The sequence below is a fragment of the Microbacterium sp. CIAB417 genome (assembly GCF_022788845.1).
In genome coordinates this window covers 1-17309 of record NZ_JAHZUT010000009.1, presented here as the reverse complement: position 1 = coordinate 17309, position 17309 = coordinate 1, and the positions used below count along the sequence as shown (strand labels likewise).

Genomic DNA, 17309 nt, shown 5'->3' with positions numbered 1-17309 from the left:
TGCGTCACCAGACCAGCGGGAGCCAGACGGACATCTCACCGGCGCCGCGGTTGCCCCACGCGTAGTACGGCACGAGCCGCACGGTGGCCGACGCCGGATCGACGTCGGCGAGGTCGTCGTAGAGCACGTCCTCGTCCGTCGGCGGGAGGACGGCGATCTCCGTCTCGAGGGCGACGACGGGATGCCCGGCGATCTCGGCTTCCACGGGGGTGAACTCCGCCCCGCGGCGCAGCGCGACCTGCTCGAGAGCGACGCCCTCCGGGAGGTCGGCGCTCTCGACGCAGTACACGACGGGCCCGCGGCGCACCGCGACCTGGTTCGTCGTCTCCTCCGCGAGGCGGTGCCCGCGCAGCACGCGGACCGGCATCGGAAGAGTGAGCTCGACCACGTCCCCTGCGGTCCACGCCCGATCGATCCGCGTGTACGTGCCCGGTTCCGACACGGCGACGCTCTCACCGTTCACGGTCGCTGCGGCATCCGAGGACCAGCCGGGGATGCGCAGATGAAGCGGAACGCGTCCTTCGGCGCCGGTGACGGTGAATCGCACGGTCTCGCCCCAGGGATACGCCCCGTCCTCGCGGAGGGCCAGCCGGCCCTCGGCGGTGGCGACGTCGATCGTGCTCCCGCCGTACAGGTGGACGTGGACGCCGTCCTCGCCGACCGACGCCACGCGCTCATGGAAGCGGGCCAGGGTGCGGGCGATGTTCGGCGGGCAGCAGAAGCAGCTGAGGTACGACTCGCGCAGACGCGCGTCGGACGCGGGCGGCGCGGGCGTCGGGTGCAGCGCGGTGTCCCCGGGGCGGCGGAGCGGGAAGGGCAGGTCCCGCACCTGACGCAGCGGGTTGGTGTAGAAGTACTCGGATCCTGCGAGGCTGATGCTGGAGAGCAGGCTGTTGAACGCGACCTGCTCGATGACGTCCGCATACCGGGCGTCGCCCGTGAGCGACAGCATCCGCTCGCCCCAGAAGATCAGGCCGATGTTGGCGCATGACTCGTTGTGGGCCGTCGTGTGCGGCAGCTGGTACGCGCGGCCATAGGCCTGGTGCACGCGGCTGATCTGGTTCTGCCACGGCGAGCCGTCCGGGGACGCGCCGTCGTACAGGGCACCGGCGCCTCCGGTGATGTAGAGCTTGGTGTCGACGACATCGCGCCACAGCCGCTCGAGGACCGCCTGAAGGTCGGCATCCCCGGTCTCGGCGACGAGGTCCGCGATGCCGGCGTAGAGGTAGTTGGCGCGCACGGCGTGGCCCGCGACGACCGTCTGCTCGCGCACGGGCAGGCGGTCCTGATTGTCGTCCCCGCCTTCGAAGTCGTCGCGCACCCGGAGGAACGCCTCGGACAGCCGCAGATAGCGCGCGTCGCCCGTGACGCGGTACAGGTCGATGACGGCCATGTAGTGAGACGGGCAGATCGCGCTGCGGGCGAGTTCGAGCGGCTTGTTCGTCGCGAGGTCCTCCAGGAAGGACGCGGCCCTGCGCGCGGCGTCCAGCAGCGTCGTGGACCCGGTCACCTCGTAGTGGCGGACGCCGGCGGTGATGAGATGGCCGAGGTTGTACGTCTCGAAGTTGAACCGGTCCGCGAGGGCGATGGCATCCTCGTGGTTGCGGGTCGAGATGATCGTGGGCGTGTGCAGATATCCGTCCTCGCGCTGCACCGACGCGATCAGCGACGCGATCTCCTCGATGCGGGCCGCGAGCTCGTCATCCGGGTCGGTCTCCAGGCGCGCGATCGCGGCCTCGAGCCATTTGTAGAAGTCGCCGTCCATGAAGGGCGGGCCGGCATGCTCTCCGGGCTGCAGCCCCGCCGCGACGCGGAAGTTCGCCAGCCCGGGGCTGATCGCCTCATCGCTCAGGGAGGACCAGATCTGGGGGATGGTGACGTCGCGCGTCCGGTCGTGGACATCTCCCCAGAAACCGCTCGTCCATCGGGCGCCGGCGGCATCCAGCGGCTGCAGGCGGGCGTGTGGTCGCGCCGATGTCGTCGCGGTCATGGGGTCCCCTTTCCAGGTGGCGCTCACGTCACTGTAGACACGATTCGATCACGAAGTGAATAGAATTTCAACCCTGAGTGTTGACACACTTCGGATTCTTTCCTACTGTCGTCGTTGTACCTTTCACGCCCGTCAAGGAGGACGCCTCATGGACTCACGCAGCAACCGTCGCCGGATCGCGACGCTCGGTCTCGCACTCGCAGCGGTGGTTCCGCTCGCGGCGTGCGCGGGTGGATCCGGGGGCACCGGATCCGAGGGGGGAACCGGCACGGACCCCGAGACGTTCACCGTCATGACGGCGAACGAGAACCCCGTGCTCGAGGAGCAGCTCACCGCGCTCGCCGAGGGGGCGTGCACGGCCGAGAACGAGGCGCTGCCGCTCGAGCACCAGAAGGTCGCGCAGGCCGACACCGTGCAGAAGATCACGCTGCTCGCGAGTCAGGACGCCCTGCCGACCCACACGATCGCCGGCACCGCCCTGATCCGCCCCGACGGCGACCTCGGCAAGGCCGGCCTGGTCGGCGACCTCAAGGCTGCGCTCGAAGACGCCGGAGCCTGGGACAACGTCCTCCCGGCCGCGGAGTCCACCGTCGAGCAGGTCTACGGCGGCTTCGTCTCGATGCCCTACCAGTACAACATCGAGGGCATCTTCTACAACAAGCAGATCTTCGCCGACAACGGCATCGAGGAACCGCAGACGTGGGACGACCTGCTCACCGCCTCGGCGGCCCTGCAGGATGCCGGAGTCGTGCCGATGACCGAGGCCGGCGCGAACGGCTGGCCGCTCACGCGCATCATGGGTCTGTACATCTACCGCAACGTGGGACCGGAGGCGATGACCGCCATCCAGGACGGCTCCGCCAAGCTGACCGACCCCGAGTACGTCGCGGGCGCGCAGGCGCTCGCCGACTACGCGGACGCCGGCTACTTCGGCGAGGGCTTCACGACGCGGGACGGCGACACCTCGTCGAACATGTTCCTCACCGGCAAGGCCGCCATGACCTACGACGGCACGTGGCTCCTCAGCGCGATCAACGACCCGGAGCGCAACCAGATCGGCCAGGAGAACGTCGGCTTCATGCCCTTCCCGGCCGTCGAGGGCGGTGAGGGATCGATCGAGCAGTACCCGGCCAACGCCGGCGCGCCCATGATCGTCAACGCCAAGCAGTTCGGCCCAAAGGTCCAGGATTGGATCAGCTGCATCTCCGAGAACTACGGCCAGCAGGCGCTGCAGGATGCCGGTGTCATCTCCGGATTCGCCGTCAACGGCGAGGTCACCGACCTCTCGCCGAACACGGCGGACATCCAGGAGCGCATCGCCGGCATCGACGAGACGGTGCTGTGGTTCGAGGCGCTGTTCGACCCGAAGAGCAACTCGCTGGCCTCGACCAACGCGACCCTGCTGACCACCGGTCAGATGACCGCGGAGGACTACATGACCGAGCTCCAGGCGAGCCTCGACGCCAACAGCTGACCCGCTCACCGGCCTCCCGGAGAACTCTCGCCTCCGGGAGGCCGGTGCATTCCTCAGAGAAAGCAGCATCGAAGATGAACTCGATCTTCGGAGATCGCAAGACGATCTTCATCCTGCTCGCACCGGCACTCCTGCTGTACACCCTGCTCAAGATCGTGCCCGTGCTGTGGTCGTTCGGCCTGTCCTTCTTCGAGGGCAACACGCTGCGCGGCTTCGAATGGGTGGGACTGGCGAACTTCGCGACCTTCTTCACCGACGGCGCCGCTCTGCAGTCGCTGTGGGTGAGCGTGTTCTTCGCGATCGTCGCGACCGTCGGCCAGGTGGCGCTGGGCTACGGCCTCGCCCTGCTCTATGTCTTCGTGCTGCGCAAGGGATCGTCGTTCGTCCGGACGATCGTCTTCTTCCCGACCGTCCTGCCGACCGTCGCGGTCGCCCTGCTCGTCAAGAGCTTCGTCGCCGTGGGCGAGAACCAGGGGCCCATCAACGACATCATCAACTTCTTCGGCGGCGAGAGCGTCGAGGTGCTGGCCTCGACCGCGGGCACCATGACCACCGCGATCCTCATGACGCTGTGGACCTCGATGGGCTTCTACGCGGTGCTGCTGTACGCCGGTCTCCTCGACATCCCCGAGGAGGTCATCGAATCGGCCCGTCTGGACGGCGCCAACGGACTCAAGCTCGTGCGTCACATCATCGTGCCGCTGTCCCTTCCGATCCTGATGTCGTCGATCATCTTCAGCCTGAACGCGACGCTCAAGGTGTTCGACAGCCTGCTCGCCCTGAACAACGGCGGGCCGGGAACCTCGACCGCACCGCTGACGCTGTACATGTACCGCACCGCGTTCGAGTACGCCGAGTACGGCTACGGCTCCACGATCGCGATGGTGCTGACCATCCTCTGCCTGGTGTTCACCCTGGCGATCTTCCGATCCTCTCGACGCAAGGCGGAGGCCTGATATGACGATCACGCATTCGGATCCCGTGACCACCGTCGCCGTCCCGACGCGGAGGCGCCCCAGTCAGACTCGTCGCACCGCGGCTCGCCTGCTCAAGCGGGTGCCGGTGTGGCTCATCGTCGCGCTGCTCATGGTTGTGGTGCTCTACCCGCAGCTGTGGATGATCCTCGGGTCGTTCAAGACGCAGTCGGAGTTCCTCTCGAACCCCGCGCTGTCGCTTCCCGAGACGTGGCAGTTCGACAACTACGTCCAGGCGCTCACGAACGGCAACGTCGCTCAGAACTATCTCAACAGCATCATCGTGACCATCCCGTCGGTGCTGCTCATCGTGTTCATCGGCGTCGCAGCGGGCTACGCGCTCGAGGTGATGATCTGGAAGGGCCGTCACGGCGTCCTGCTCTACGTGCTCGCCGGCATCATGGTCCCCGGGCAGATGATCCTCGTGCCGCTGTTCATCGTGTACTTCCGGATGGGGATCACCGACTCGCTGCTGCCGCTGATCATCACCTACACCGTGATGGGTCTGCCGCTGACGACGTTCCTCATGGCCACGTACTTCCGCTCCGTGCCGCGCGAGATCTTCGAGGCGGCCACCGTGGACGGCTCCGGCCCGCTGCGGTCGTTCTTCGTGATCGGCATCCCGATGATGAAGAACGCGATCCTCACCGTGGGGCTCGTGCAGTTCTTCAGCGTCTGGAACGACCTGCTCATCGCGCTGACGTTCACCACCCGCCCCGAACTCGCCACGATCCAGGTGGGGCTGCTGAGTCTCAGCGACGAGTACGGCTCGACGCAGTACGGGCCGCTGTTCGCGGCGGTGAGCATCAACATCGTCGTGCTGCTGATCGTGTTCCTGACGCTCAACAAGAAGATCATGGCCGGCATGGCTGGCGGAGCCCTCAAGGGCTGACGGCTGGGAGACTGAAGACATGACCGCACCCCGAATCGCGTTCCTGCACACCGGAGCCGTGAACATCGCGCCGTTCGGCGCATTGGCGGCCGAGTTCCTGCCCGGTGCGACGGTGGTCAACTACCTCGACGACCGCATCGTGGCCGATCTCGGCGATGAGTCGCGCGCCGCTTCGGTGCCGGATCGCATCGAGGACCTCGTGCGTGCGGCGGCGGCAGGAGGGGCGGATGCCGTGATGTTCACGTGCTCCTCGATCTCCGAGCTCGCCGCCCCCGCGGCCGCCGCGGCCGGAGTTCCTGTGCTGCGGGTCGACGAGGCGATGGCGGACGCGGCCGTGGCCGCGGGCGCGCGCATCCGGGTGCTCGCCACGCTGCCGACGACGTGCCGTCCGACTCTGGGTCTGCTCGAGGAGCGCGCGGCGCTCGCGGGCGTCGCGCCCGAGTTGTCCAGCGAGGTGATCGAGGGCGCGTTCGAGGCCATCGTCTCGGGCGACCGCGAGACGCACGACCGTCTGGTGGGGGCGGCCATCGAGCGCGGTGCCGCGGAGGCGGACGTGATCGTGCTCGCGCAGGCCTCGATGGCGACGGCGGCGGAGGCCGTGACGGTCGGCGTTCCCGTGCTCACCAGCCCGCGTCTCGGAGTCGAACGCCTCGCCGCGTCGCCCGTGCTGCGCGGTCGCCTCGCTCGCTGAACACGACAGCGATCGTCTTCTCGCTCGTTGAGCGAGGACGGCGCCGGTGTGCTCCCTCGTTGAAGAGAAGTCGATCATCTTCTCGCTCGTTGAGCGAGGACGGCGAAGCCGCCCGAGTCGAAACGGGTGCGCAACCGTGCTTCGGTGGTGAGCGCGTTTCGACTCGCTTCGCTCGCTCGACGAGCGGGTGAGGGCTCGCTCAACGAGCGGGGTGAGGACTCGCACAACGAGCGGGTAGGGCTCGCTCAATGAGCGGGGTGGGGCTCGCTCAATGAGCGGGTAGGGGGCGCTCGACGAGCGGGGATAGCGGGCGGGTCCTCAGCGCTCCGCGAGGGCTTCGGCCGTGCGCAGGTCGGTCACGAGCGTCGTCACCCATTCGCCCGCCAGCGCCCCGTGGATCGCCTCGAGCTTGTGATCGCCGCCCGCGATCCCGACCCGGCGGGGGATGCGGCGCAGGTCGTCCACGGTGATCGCGATGATGCGGTCGTCGAGCGCGCCCAGGACGCGGGATCCGTCGGCGCGGAAGATCCGGTGGCAGATGTCGCCCACCGCCCCTTCCTCGAGCAGCCCCTTGCGCTCCTCGGCGGCGAACGCGTTGCCGCTGGTGGCCAGCACGTCGGAGGGCTCGATGCTGCCGATGCCCATGATCGCCATCGTGAGCTCGTTCCAGTGCCGCGTCACCTCCTGCATCGACGGGTCGGAAAGCAGGCTGTCGCGCACCTCCGCATTGGCCACGACGCCCGGGGCCTGCACGTACACCGGCTCCGCGCCGAGCGTGCGGGCGAGCTCGCCGAGGATGCGGTTCGAGTGGCTCTGCGCCTCGGGCGCCCCGACCCCGCCCAGCAGCTGCACCACCTCGGTGGCCCCGCGGACCGTGAAGGGGCGCATGCGATCGACCATCGCGAGGATCGTCTGGCTCCAGGACGACACCCCGATGCGGTCGGTGCCGGCGAGGGTCGCCTCGAGGTACGCGGCGGCGCCGGCCCCGAGTGCCGCGAGCAGCTCGCGCTCGTCGGCGTCGGGCGCGACGTCCACGACGACGGCCTCCGAGAGGCCGTAGCGCTCCTCCAGGCGCTCCTCCAGCTCGGCATGCACGCCGGGCGCCACCGTGACGATCGTGCGGACGATCCCGACGGATTCGGCCCGTTTCAGCAGCCGCGACACCTTCGCCTGTGAGATATTGAGGGCCGAGGCGATGTCGGCCTGCCGGATGCCGCGCTCGTGGTACATGCGCGCGACCTTCGTGAGCAGACGCACCTGCCCGTCGGCGGGGCGGGTGTAGCGGGGCAGGGACACGAGGACTCCGATCACAGCGACTCGATTGAGGATTCGCTAACGAAAGGATATTCAGTCCGACGACGCGGCGCCAGTGGCGACGCGTTTGCGCCGCCACCAGCGCTCGCTCAGTGCGCGACGACCGTCCGACGATGCGTACCGGCTCCGACCATCTCCTCGGTTGCTCCCGGCAGGTCCAGGATCGCGTCCGAGCCGATCGGCACGTCCACCTCGACGTGCATCTGGCCCTCCTCGATCCGCCAGGAGATGGCGGCCTCGCCGTAAGCGGTGAGCTGACGCGCGGATGCCGAGGTGAGTCCGCCGCCTGGGCGCGGAGCGAAGCGGATGCGGCGGTAGCCGGGCTCCTCTGGGGCGAGGCCGGCGATGACCCGGTGCATCCAGTCCGCGACGGCCCCCAGCGCGTAGTGGTTGAAGGACGTCATCTGCCCGGGATTGACGGTGCCGTCGGGGAGCAGCGAGTCCCACCGCTCCCACACGGTCGTCGCGCCCTGCTCGACCTGGTACAGCCAGGACGGGCACTCCCGTTCGAGCAGCAGATCGTACGCGGCATCCAGCTGTCCTCCGGCGCTCAGGGCGTCCGAGACGAGCGGGGTGCCGACGAATCCCGTCGCGATGCGGTTGCCCGCCTCGCGCACGAGGGCGGCGAGGCGAGACGCCGCGGCATCCCGCAGCGCCGGATCGGTGATGAGATCGAACCGCAGGGCCAGCGCGTACGCAGTCTGCGCGTCGCTCGTCATGGTGCCGTCGGGGCGGACGTACGCGGCGGCGAACGCCGTGACCACCTCGTCGGCGAGCGCGTCGTAGTGCATGCGCTCGGCGTCGAGCTCGAGCGCCTCGGCGATGCGCGCCACCGTACGGGCCGACTTCGCGAAATACGCGGTGGCCACCAGATACCGGTCGGTGAGGGCATCCGCGGGGTCCTCCGGCGGAGCCGCCGGGTCGAGCCAGTCGCCCAGCTGGAAACCGGAATCCCAGAGCCGAGACGGGCCGGCCAGCCTTTCGATCAGATCCACCCACCGGCGCGCGCTGTCGAACTGCGCGCGCAGGACGCCGGTGTCGCCGAAGCGCTCGTAGAGCGTCCACGGCAGCAGTGTCGCGACGTCGCCCCATGCGGCCCCTGGGCGAATGGGCGTCCACTTGTCGACGGCGGGGATCACCGGCACGTACCAGGGCACCGTGCCGTCGGGCAGCTGCTCGATCGCGACGTCCCGCAGCCAGCCGGAGAGCATGCCCGAGACGTCGAAGAGGGTGGCGGCGGTCGGTCCGAACACCTGGATGTCGCCGGTCCAGCCGATCCGCTCGTCGCGCTGCGGGCAGTCGGTGGGGATGTCGACGAAATTGCCGCGCATGCCCCACACGACGTTCTCGTGCAGTCGGTTCAGCGCGGGGTCGGAGGACTCGAACCATCCGGTGCGCTCGAGATCGGTGTGGTGGACCCGCGCCACGAGGGCACCGTCGGCGGCATCCGCATCGAGGTCGCCCGGCCAGCCGGAGACCTCCACGTAGCGGAACCCGTGGAACGTGAACCGGGGCTCCCACTCCTCGACGTCGCGTCCCGCGAGGATGTAGGTGTCGGTCGAGCGCGCCGCGCGCAGCGGCCGGGTGTAGATCTCGCCGTCCTGCATCACCTCGGCGGTGCGCAGAGTGACGGCCGCGCCGGCGGGTCCGGAGACCCGGATGCGCACGCGCCCCACGAGGTTCTGCCCGAAGTCGAGGATGCGCGAGCCACTGGGCCCGGTCAGAACCGCGATCGGTCGCAGCTCCTCGGTGGCCCGGACGGGCGGTGCGGTGGGCGCGACCAGCGTCGCGGGGTCGCGGTGCCGCTCCTGGACGCCGTCCCAGGCGGAGTCGTCGAATCCGGGCGACGACCAGCCCGCCTGCTCCTCACGGGCGTCGTAGTCCTCGCCGTCGTAGAGGCCGCTGGCGAGGATCGGGCTCGCGGCCGACCGCCACGTGCCGTCGGTGGCGACGATCTCGCGCATGCCGTCCGCGTAGGTGAGTTCGAGCTGTCCGAGGAACGACTGGTCCGTGCCGTACACGTTCCGGAATCCGCCTCGCCAGCCCAGGCGTCCGCGATACCAGCCGTCGCCCAGCCACGCCCCGATCGCGTTCTCGCCCGGTGCCAGCACCTCGGTCACGTCGTAGGTGTAGTACCTCAGGCGCGCGCCGTAGACCGTCCAGCCCGGGGAGAGGACGTCGTCGCCGACGCGGACGCCGTTGATCTCCGCTTCGTACACTCCGTGCGCTGTCGCGTACAGGCGCGCCCTGACCAGGTCGTCCCGCACGACGAACCCGGTGCGCACCAGCGAGGGCCGTCGTTCGTCCGAATGCGGGTTCTCGTTGCGGATCGCTCCGATCGGCCGCGCCGTCCAGTCCGAGGGGTGCAGAAGGCCGGTCTCCAGGGTCGTGGGGGCGGATGCCTCGGACCACGTGCCGTCCGCGCCCCGCACCGCGACCCTGACAGTCGCGATGTCGCGGGAGTCCAGCGGGGCCGCCGGCCAGTCCACGAGCACCTGTTCGGCGCTGTCGACCTCGTGGGAGGTCCGGATGCCGTCGCGGTCGACGTCGATGCGGTAGGCGCTCTGCGTCCAGCCGGCGGGCGCCTCGGCGATGCGCCACGACAGTCGCGGCATGCTCTCACCGATGCCGAGCGGGTCGCGGTGGTGTTCGATACGGGGTGCGTCGACGATGACGGACATCCGGGTCCTTCCGGTTTCGGGGGCGTGTACAGTGAGTGTGGCACTCGTTTCGAAACGTTTCAAGTTCCGTTTCTCCGCGGGATGCCGCACAGGGAGGTACGACATGAGGATCGGCGTCACGGGCAGCGGCGGCAAGCTCGGTCGAGCTGCTGTCGAACGGCTGCGCGCGGACGGGCACGACGTGATCGGGTTCGACCTCGCCGGCCCCGCCGGGACAGGGTTCACGCGCGTCGACCTGACCGACTTCGGTCAGACCCTCGACGCGTTCGGATCGGTCACGGCCCGGCACGACGGGCTGGACGCGCTGGTGCACCTGGCGGCGATCCCGGTGAACGGTCTGGTCCCGGACGCCGCGACGTTCCAGAACAACATGACGGTGTCCTTCAACGCCCTCTACGCGGCGCACCGCACCGGCATCCGCACGATCGTGCTGGCCTCGAGCATCACGGCCATGGGATTCCCGTTCGACGAGGCTCCGCCCGCGCTGCCCGTGGACGAGACGTACACGAGCGCGAACAACACCTATGGGCTCGGCAAGGTCGCCGAAGAGGCGATAGCGGCCCAACTGGTCCGCTGGTGCCCGGATGCCTCGATCACCGCCCTGCGCTTCACGAACGTCGTCGCCGAGGACGAGTACGCGACGTTCGATCGCGCCGGCGAGCCCGGCTACCGCCGCGATCTCCTCGGCTCCTGGGTCGACGCCCGCGACGGGGCGCAGGCCATCGCCCTCGCTCTCGCGGCGGCACGACCCGGGTTCGAGGTGTACAACGTCGCCGCTCCCGAATCGGGGTGCACGGCACCGTCGCGCGAACTCGCGGCGCGCTGGTTCCCGGGCACTCCTGTCGCAGAAGACCTCGGCGAGTTCGAATCGCTGATGTCCACGCGCCGCATCCGTGATCGGCTCGGATTCCGTGCCGCCTATGATTGGCGCTGATGGCACCGGCGGGGATCAGAGAGGTCGCGGCGCACGCGGGCGTCTCCATCGGGACGGTCTCGAACTTCCTCAACCATCCTGATCGCCTGTCGGCGGCGATGGTCCGGCGAGTCACGGACGCGATCGAAGCGGTCGGCTTCGTGCCGAGCAATGCCGCGCGCCAGCTGCGGATGGGCGTGAGCTCGGTCATCGGCTACCTCGCGTCCGACATCGGCAATCCCCATTTCGGCGAGATCGCGGCGAGCGTCCAGTCCAGGGCCTCCGAGCTCGGTCTGTCCGTGTTCATCGCGGACGCGCAGGAGGATCAGGGGACCGAGGACGCCCATCTCGACGCCTTCGCGCAGCATCACGTACGCGGCCTGCTCGTCGCATCGCATCATCCGGTCGAGGAACGGCTCGCTCTGCTGCGCCGCCGCGGCACTCCGTCGGTGCTCGTGGGGCAACGAGCGGTCTCGGAGGAGCAGCCGTCGGTGTCGGTGGATGAGGTCGACGGCGGTCGGCAGGCCGTCGCTCATCTGGCCGACGTCGGCTGCCGCACCGTCGCGTTCGTCGGCGGGCCGTCCGAGATCGTCCAGGTGTCGGCGCGGCTCGCCGGCGCCGAACGCGCGGCGGGGGAGCGCGGTCTCCGGCTCCGCGAGATCCCGGTGGCCGAGCGCTCGGTCGCCGCCGGTCGCGAGGTGGGGGCGCTGATCGCCGCACTGCCCCGGGAGTCGCGCCCGGACGGAGTGTTCGCCGTCAACGACCTGCTCGCCCTGGGCATCCTCCAGGAGCTCGTGGGGCGCGGCGTCCGCGTTCCGGAGGAGCTCGCTCTGATCGGCTACGACGACACCGAGTTCGCCGAGGCCTCGCTCATCCCGCTGTCCAGCGTCAGCCGCCGGCATCGGGACGTGGGCGAGCTCGTGGTCGATGCGCTGTTCGCGACCATCCGAGGGCGTTCACCGGATCGCCTGCACCGCGTGCTGAAGCCGCGGCTGATGCCCCGCCGGAGCACCCAGGGGTTCCTCAGCACCTGATCGGTTCGAGCGGGCTGGATGTGGTCCGCGGTTCGCGGGTTTTGCATATGTATGCGATAGGACAAGATTATGCACGACTTTGATAACGTTTCAACCGGTTGCGTGATTTCTCCTAGAGTCGAAGGATGACGACGATGTCCCATGAGCTGTACCTGCCCGTCGAACTGGTCTTCCAGGGGCGAGAGGCGCTGCCGCTCGCGGAGCGACCGCCACTGAGCGTCCGCTTCCGGCACGCCAGCTCCGGGGAGGTGACCGTGCCCGCGTTCTGGGACGGGGGCACGACCTACCGGGCACGGTTCGCGCCGCCGGAAGTGGGCGGCTGGAGTTGGGAAGTCGTCGATGCGCAGACGGCGGTCGATGCGGGTTCGGGGACGATCACGGTCGTCGAGGGAGCCTCACGAGGACCGGTTCGCGTCGCGCACCGCTTCCACTTCGCGCATGCGGACGGCACGCCGTTCCGCCCGGTCGGCGCGACCGCCTACAACTGGCTGCACCAGGACGAGCCGCTGTTCTCCGAGACGGTCGACGCGATCGCCGAGGCCGGGTTCAACAAGTTCCGCTTCATGGTCTTCCCGCAGGGAGGCGGCTACGTCTCGCATGAGCCGGCGCTCATGCCGTTCGAGAAGACCGACGGGCGCTACGACGTCACGCGTCCTGTTCCGGAGTTCTTCCAGCATCTCGACCGGGCTGTCGAGGTCCTGGGCGAACGCGGCATCCAGGCCGACGTGCTCATCTACAACGCCTACGACCGCGGGCATTTCGGCCTGAACGAGTTCACCGAGCAGGAGGACGCGGTCTACCTGCGCTACCTCGTCGCACGCCTGGCGGCGCAGCCGCACGTGTGGTGGTCGCTGTGCAACGAGTTCGACCAGCTCGAGCGCCCCGCGGAGCGGTGGGACCGCACGGGAGCCCTGCTCGCCGAGATCGACCCGTACGACCACCTGCGCTCGATCCACAACTGGATCGAGCTCTACGACAACAATCAGCCCTGGGTCACGCATGCGTCGCTCCAGAACGGCTCGGCCACGACGGACTTCGGGCGTGCCACCCTGTACCGGGACGTGTGGGGCAAGCCGGTCGTGCTCGATGAGATCAAGTACGAAGGCGACATCCCCGAGCGCTGGGGGCACCTGGACGGGCGGGAGCTCGTCGACCAGTTCTGGATCACGACGGTGTCCGGCTGCTACGCCTCCCACGGCGAGAGCTTCGTCACGGCCTCCGGGAGTCTGCACATGGTCGAGGGCGGACCGTTGCGCGGGGAGTCCCCGTCGCGCCTGGCGTTCCTGCGTCGCATCCTCGAGGAGATCGACGGTGCAGGCCTCGATCCGATCGACAAGTGGGACGATCCGGATCACGTGGCCGGCATCCCGCGGCGGATCTACCTGCAGTACCTCGGACGCTCGGCGCCGGCGACCTGGACGTTCCGCATCCCGATCGGCTTCCCGGGGGAGCGGCCGGAGGCGGGAGACGTGTTCGAGGTCGATGTGATCGACACCTGGAACCGGACGATCACCACGATCGACCGGCGCTTCACGCTGGACGAGGTCCACCGCAACGAGGCCTTCGCGGCGGCGTCCGCGCCGGTCGCGCTCCCGGCGGGTGAGGCGATCGCGCTGCGCATCCGACGGGTCGAGGACTGACATGACCGTCGATCGTCTGAGCGCCTGGCGGCGCGGACCCCGGCTCGGCACCGCGTACTACAACGAGTACCTGCCTGACCCGTCCCGCCTCGAGACCGACCTCCGCCTGATGACGGATGCCGGGATCACCTGCATCCGCGTCGGGGAATCCGTGTGGTCCACGTGGGAGCCGAGGGACGGAGAGTTCGACCTGGAGTGGATGACGCCCGTCCTCGATGGCGCGGCCGCGCACGGCATCGATGTGATCCTCGGGACGCCTACCTACGCCGTGCCGCCGTGGCTGGCGCGCAAGCATCCCGAGCTCGCCGTCGTGCGCAAGGACGGCGAGCGGGTGCCGTGGGGCGGCCGGCAGGAGGTCGACTACACCTCCGAGCTGTTCCGCGGGTATGCCGAGCGCGTGATCCGTGCCGTTCTCGGACGCCACGGCCGGCACCCGGCGGTGATCGGCGTGCAGCTGGACAACGAGGCGGGTCTCCATCTCATCCACAACGAGCACGTCGTGGCGCGGTTCCGGGAATGGGTCGCGGAGCGGTACGGCGACGTCGAGACGCTGAACCGCGCCTGGGGACTCGCGTACTGGTCGCATCGCATCGCGGACTGGGACGAGCTGTGGGCGCCCGGCGGCAACACCACACCGGCCTATGACCTGGCCTGGCGCCGCTTCCAGGCCGAGCTCACGGCGGACTTCCTCGGCTGGCAGGCGGGAATCGCCCGCGAGCTCGTCGACGAGGACGTGTTCCTGACGACCTGCATCGCCTACCAGCGCCCCGCCATGGACGACGTCGCGGTCGGCGCGCGCCTGGACATCGCCAGTGGCAATGCCTACTACCTCGCGCAGGATGCGCTGGACCTCTCCGTCGAGGGCGGCGGGGGCCAGTGGTACGCGGACGACGTGCCGCAGCTCGTCCTCATGGCTGATCGGATGCGGGCGACCGGGTTCGACCGCCCCGATGCGCAGGGCGGCTTCCTCGTCACCGAGACCGGCGCGGCGTCGATCGGAAACGCCTGGCTCACCCGACCGCCGTACGACGGGCAGATCGCCCAGGCGGCCTGGCTGCTGGTCGCGCGCGGGGCCCGGCTGGTCTCGTACTGGCACTGGCACACGCTGCACTCCGGTCACGAGGTGCACTGGGGAGGCATCCTCGGCCACGACCTCGAGCCGGGGCGGATCCACGCCGAGATCGCGGGCATCGGGCGGCAGTTCGAGGCGGCGGCGGACTGGCTGGCGGATGCCGAGCCCGATGCGGATGTCGGGATCGTGTACGCGCACGACAGCGAGTGGATGATGGCCTTCGAGCCGCCGCTCGCTGTGCCGGGCACCGAGGCGCCGGACCGCAAGGCGTACGCGCGGATCGTCGGGGACTTCGGGCGGGCGGCGGTGGATGCGGGACTGCAGGCGGGGTACGTCAACGAGCGGCAGCTGCCCTCGGCGGTTGAGCTGCGGTCCCGCTTTCCCGTGCTGATCGCCGCGGGCCTGATCGCGGCGTCCGATCGGACTCTGGAGGTGCTCGTCGAGTACGCCCGGCTGGGAGGGCGGCTCATCGTCGGTCCGCGCACCGGCTACGCCGACGATCAGGGCCGGATGCGGGCCGGGGCCGCTCCTGCGGTCATCGGGGAGGCGGCAGGCGTGCGATACCAGGAGGTCGCGGCGCTGACCGCGCCGGTCGAAGTCGAGGCGTCCGGCTCGCGGCTCGGCGCGATCGCGGGGCAGGTGCGAGGCTGGATGGATGCTCTCGAGCCGACGGATCCGGATGCCGAGGTGCTGCTGCGGTTCCGCCACCCGCATTTCGGTCGGTGGGCGGCCGCGGTGCGGCGGGACGTGGGGGAGGGCGTGGTCACGGTCGTCGGGACGCTCCTCGACCGGGTCACGCTGCGCGAGCTGGTCGCGGATGCTGCGGCGGATGCCGCGGTGCCCGGTGCTCCTGTGATCGCGCGCCCGCGCAGTGTCACGGCGCATTCGCTGAACGGGCCGCGGGGTCGCGTGTGGGTGCTGCACAACTGGTCGGGGGACGCGGTCGAGGTCACGCCGGATCGCACGGTCGTGGATGTGCTGAACGCGTCCCGGGCGGTCGCGTCGACGGAGGTCCCGGCGCGCAGCGTCGCGGTCTGGGCGGAGGTCTGAGCGGGCCGATTGGGTCGGTCTACGTCCGAATGTTCCCGAGAATCAGTATTGCCCGTGTCGTAGTTATGTTCTAAAATGGAGGCATGTCGACGCCGACCGCTCCCGTCCCGGCGCTGAGCCCGGACGAGGAGATCGGTCTGCTTCTCGCCGATGCGGAATGTTCGCAGGTCGACGCGAACCGTCAGGCCGCATTGCGGGCCGAGCGCATGCTGCGGGTCGTGCAATGCGCGCGTCGGCATCCGGAGCTGTACGTGCCGGGGCTGGAGGGGTCCGAGGCGATCGATGAGGCGGAACGGGCCGCGATCCTGGACCTCGCGCTGCGGATGAACGGCACGGAGGATCATGTGCGCGGCCAGGTGTTCGTGGTCGAGCAGGCGCTGGAGCACCTTCCGGGGCTTTGGGGCCGGGCGCGGACCGGATTCGCGTCGCTGTATCTCGTCGGACGCGCCGTCCACGCGCTCGTCCGCGTGTCGGCGCGCGCCGATGCCACTGATGCGGAGCGCGAGGCCGAGCGGGATGCCTTCGAGCGGATCGACGATGCCACGTCGACGTGGTCGGAATCGTGCTCTCCCGCTGCGTTCAACCGCCGGTTGAAGGCGCTCGCCGACCGGCTCTGCCCGGTCGATGCGACGGTCGCGCACGCCAGGGCGATGCGCGATCGCCGCGCGTACGTGGAAGACGTCGAGGACGGCATGTCCTGGTATCACGCCCTCATGCCCACGCACGAGGCGCATGCCGCGCTCCGGCGAGCGACCAGCACGGCGAAGCACCTGTCCAAGGATCGGCGTGAGGGGCGCACCCGCGACCAGATCCGAGCGGACCTGTCCAGCGCATGGCTGCGTGGGGTCGGCACCGCCACCGCGGTGAAGACCAAGGTGTTCGTCACGGTTCCCGTGCAGCTGCTCGACGCGGTTCGCACCGGCCTCCCGCTTGAACCGTCCGTCGTGCAAGCGCTCGCCGCCGAGCAGGCCCGAGTGCTCGGCGGCGACGCGATCGATGCGGTCACCGCCGCGCAGATGTTCGTCGATGCTCCGGCGTTCCGCCGGGTCATCACCGACCCTGTGGCCGGTGTCGTCCTAGACATGGACCGTCGCACCTACCGTCCGACCAGAGCGCAGCGCGACTGGCTCATCCTGAGGCACGGCACCTGCGCCCGGGACGGCTGCGAGCGCCTCGCCGTCGACGCGGACATCGATCATCGCCGTCCCTGGGCCGCCGGTGGTGCGACCGATGTCTCGAACCTCGCGCCCCTGTGCCCGCGCGACCACAGGCACCGGCATCGCACGCGCTTCCGGTATCGATCCCGCCCCGACGGTTCTGTCCAGGTCTCCACTCCCACCGGTTTCACCACCGAGGCTCCGCCGCCGTTCTGACCTGCTCTCTCTCGTTCGACTCGGGGCTCGCTCCTGTTGCCCGTTCGTTGAGCGAGGCCGGCGTTTCGACTCGCTGCGCTCGCTCAACGAACGGAGGGGGGAGGGGCGTGCGCGCCGGGGGGCTTCCCTTCCCCGTTCGTTGAGCGAGGCCGGCGTCAGCCGACCGAGTCGAAACGCCTCTTGTTGCGGGCTTCGTTTCGACTCGCTCCGC

12 protein-coding genes are annotated in these 17309 nt (G+C 69.5%); 9 read left to right on the top strand and 3 right to left on the bottom strand.

The features are described 5' to 3' along the window. Nucleotides 1-4: 4 nt before the first annotated feature. The gene (locus tag KYX17_RS26790; RefSeq protein ID WP_243231724.1) at nt 5-1990 is read right to left on the bottom strand and encodes a glycoside hydrolase family 127 protein; all 1986 of its coding nucleotides are present in this window, start codon (nt 1988-1990) and stop codon (nt 5-7) included. A 148-nt stretch (nt 1991-2138) separates the two neighbouring features. On the opposite strand from KYX17_RS26790, the gene KYX17_RS26785 reads away from it, so the two are divergent. The 4 genes from KYX17_RS26785 to KYX17_RS26770 all read left to right on the top strand — a co-directional run bounded on the left by KYX17_RS26785 (nt 2139) and on the right by KYX17_RS26770 (nt 6021). Further along, complete coding sequence (locus KYX17_RS26785; protein ID WP_243231722.1) at nt 2139-3464, top strand: ABC transporter substrate-binding protein; 1326 nt, start codon at nt 2139-2141, stop codon at nt 3462-3464. A gap of 74 nt (nt 3465-3538) precedes the next feature. Further along, the gene (locus KYX17_RS26780) at nt 3539-4420 is read left to right on the top strand and encodes a carbohydrate ABC transporter permease (protein WP_243231720.1); all 882 of its coding nucleotides are present in this window, start codon (nt 3539-3541) and stop codon (nt 4418-4420) included. A 1-nt stretch (nt 4421) separates the two neighbouring features. Further along, a complete protein-coding gene (locus tag KYX17_RS26775; RefSeq protein ID WP_243231718.1) occupies nt 4422-5330 on the top strand; it encodes a carbohydrate ABC transporter permease in 909 nt (302 codons plus the stop codon). A gap of 19 nt (nt 5331-5349) precedes the next feature. After that, a complete protein-coding gene (locus KYX17_RS26770; protein WP_243231716.1) occupies nt 5350-6021 on the top strand; it encodes an aspartate/glutamate racemase family protein in 672 nt (223 codons plus the stop codon). 318 nt (nt 6022-6339) lie between these two features. Here the strand turns inward: KYX17_RS26770 and KYX17_RS26765 are convergent, their stop codons facing one another. Together KYX17_RS26765 and KYX17_RS26760 are read right to left on the bottom strand one after the other, a co-directional pair. After that, a complete protein-coding gene (locus tag KYX17_RS26765; RefSeq protein ID WP_243231715.1) occupies nt 6340-7317 on the bottom strand; it encodes a sugar-binding transcriptional regulator in 978 nt (325 codons plus the stop codon). A gap of 107 nt (nt 7318-7424) precedes the next feature. After that, nucleotides 7425-10016: an alpha-L-rhamnosidase gene (locus KYX17_RS26760; protein ID WP_243231713.1), complete on the bottom strand. Its 2592-nt coding sequence runs from the start codon at nt 10014-10016 to the stop codon at nt 7425-7427. Nucleotides 10017-10119: 103 nt separating this feature from the next. On the opposite strand from KYX17_RS26760, the gene KYX17_RS26755 reads away from it, so the two are divergent. From KYX17_RS26755 to KYX17_RS26735, 5 genes are all read left to right on the top strand, one after another. Then, nucleotides 10120-10950 carry an NAD(P)-dependent oxidoreductase gene (locus KYX17_RS26755; RefSeq protein WP_243231711.1) on the top strand — a complete coding sequence of 277 codons (831 nt, stop codon included), beginning with the start codon at nt 10120-10122 and terminating at the stop codon, nt 10948-10950. Next, nucleotides 10950-11963, top strand: a complete 1014-nt coding sequence (locus tag KYX17_RS26750) for a LacI family DNA-binding transcriptional regulator (RefSeq protein WP_243231709.1) — start codon at nt 10950-10952, stop codon at nt 11961-11963. Before KYX17_RS26755 ends, KYX17_RS26750 begins: the two co-directional genes overlap by 1 nt. A gap of 125 nt (nt 11964-12088) precedes the next feature. Next, complete coding sequence (locus tag KYX17_RS26745) at nt 12089-13603, top strand: DUF4038 domain-containing protein (RefSeq protein WP_243231708.1); 1515 nt, start codon at nt 12089-12091, stop codon at nt 13601-13603. A 1-nt stretch (nt 13604) separates the two neighbouring features. Continuing rightward, nucleotides 13605-15725: a beta-galactosidase gene (locus tag KYX17_RS26740; protein WP_243231707.1), complete on the top strand. Its 2121-nt coding sequence runs from the start codon at nt 13605-13607 to the stop codon at nt 15723-15725. Between the two features lie 83 nt (nt 15726-15808). After that, a complete protein-coding gene (locus KYX17_RS26735; protein ID WP_243231705.1) occupies nt 15809-17098 on the top strand; it encodes an HNH endonuclease signature motif containing protein in 1290 nt (429 codons plus the stop codon). The last annotated feature ends 211 nt before the right edge of the window (nt 17099-17309 follow it).

Coding starts and splice junctions, on each gene's coding strand:
- KYX17_RS26770 (WP_243231716.1), top strand. CDS start 5,350: ATGACCGCACCCCGAATCGCGTTCCTGCACACCGGAGCCGTGAACATC.
- KYX17_RS26790 (WP_243231724.1), bottom strand. CDS start 1,990: ATGACCGCGACGACATCGGCGCGACCACACGCCCGCCTGCAGCCGCTG.
- KYX17_RS26750 (WP_243231709.1), top strand. CDS start 10,950: ATGGCACCGGCGGGGATCAGAGAGGTCGCGGCGCACGCGGGCGTCTCC.
- KYX17_RS26755 (WP_243231711.1), top strand. CDS start 10,120: ATGAGGATCGGCGTCACGGGCAGCGGCGGCAAGCTCGGTCGAGCTGCT.
- KYX17_RS26760 (WP_243231713.1), bottom strand. CDS start 10,016: ATGTCCGTCATCGTCGACGCACCCCGTATCGAACACCACCGCGACCCG.
- KYX17_RS26740 (WP_243231707.1), top strand. CDS start 13,605: ATGACCGTCGATCGTCTGAGCGCCTGGCGGCGCGGACCCCGGCTCGGC.
- KYX17_RS26735 (WP_243231705.1), top strand. CDS start 15,809: ATGTCGACGCCGACCGCTCCCGTCCCGGCGCTGAGCCCGGACGAGGAG.
- KYX17_RS26780 (WP_243231720.1), top strand. CDS start 3,539: ATGAACTCGATCTTCGGAGATCGCAAGACGATCTTCATCCTGCTCGCA.
- KYX17_RS26745 (WP_243231708.1), top strand. CDS start 12,089: ATGACGACGATGTCCCATGAGCTGTACCTGCCCGTCGAACTGGTCTTC.
- KYX17_RS26775 (WP_243231718.1), top strand. CDS start 4,422: ATGACGATCACGCATTCGGATCCCGTGACCACCGTCGCCGTCCCGACG.
- KYX17_RS26785 (WP_243231722.1), top strand. CDS start 2,139: ATGGACTCACGCAGCAACCGTCGCCGGATCGCGACGCTCGGTCTCGCA.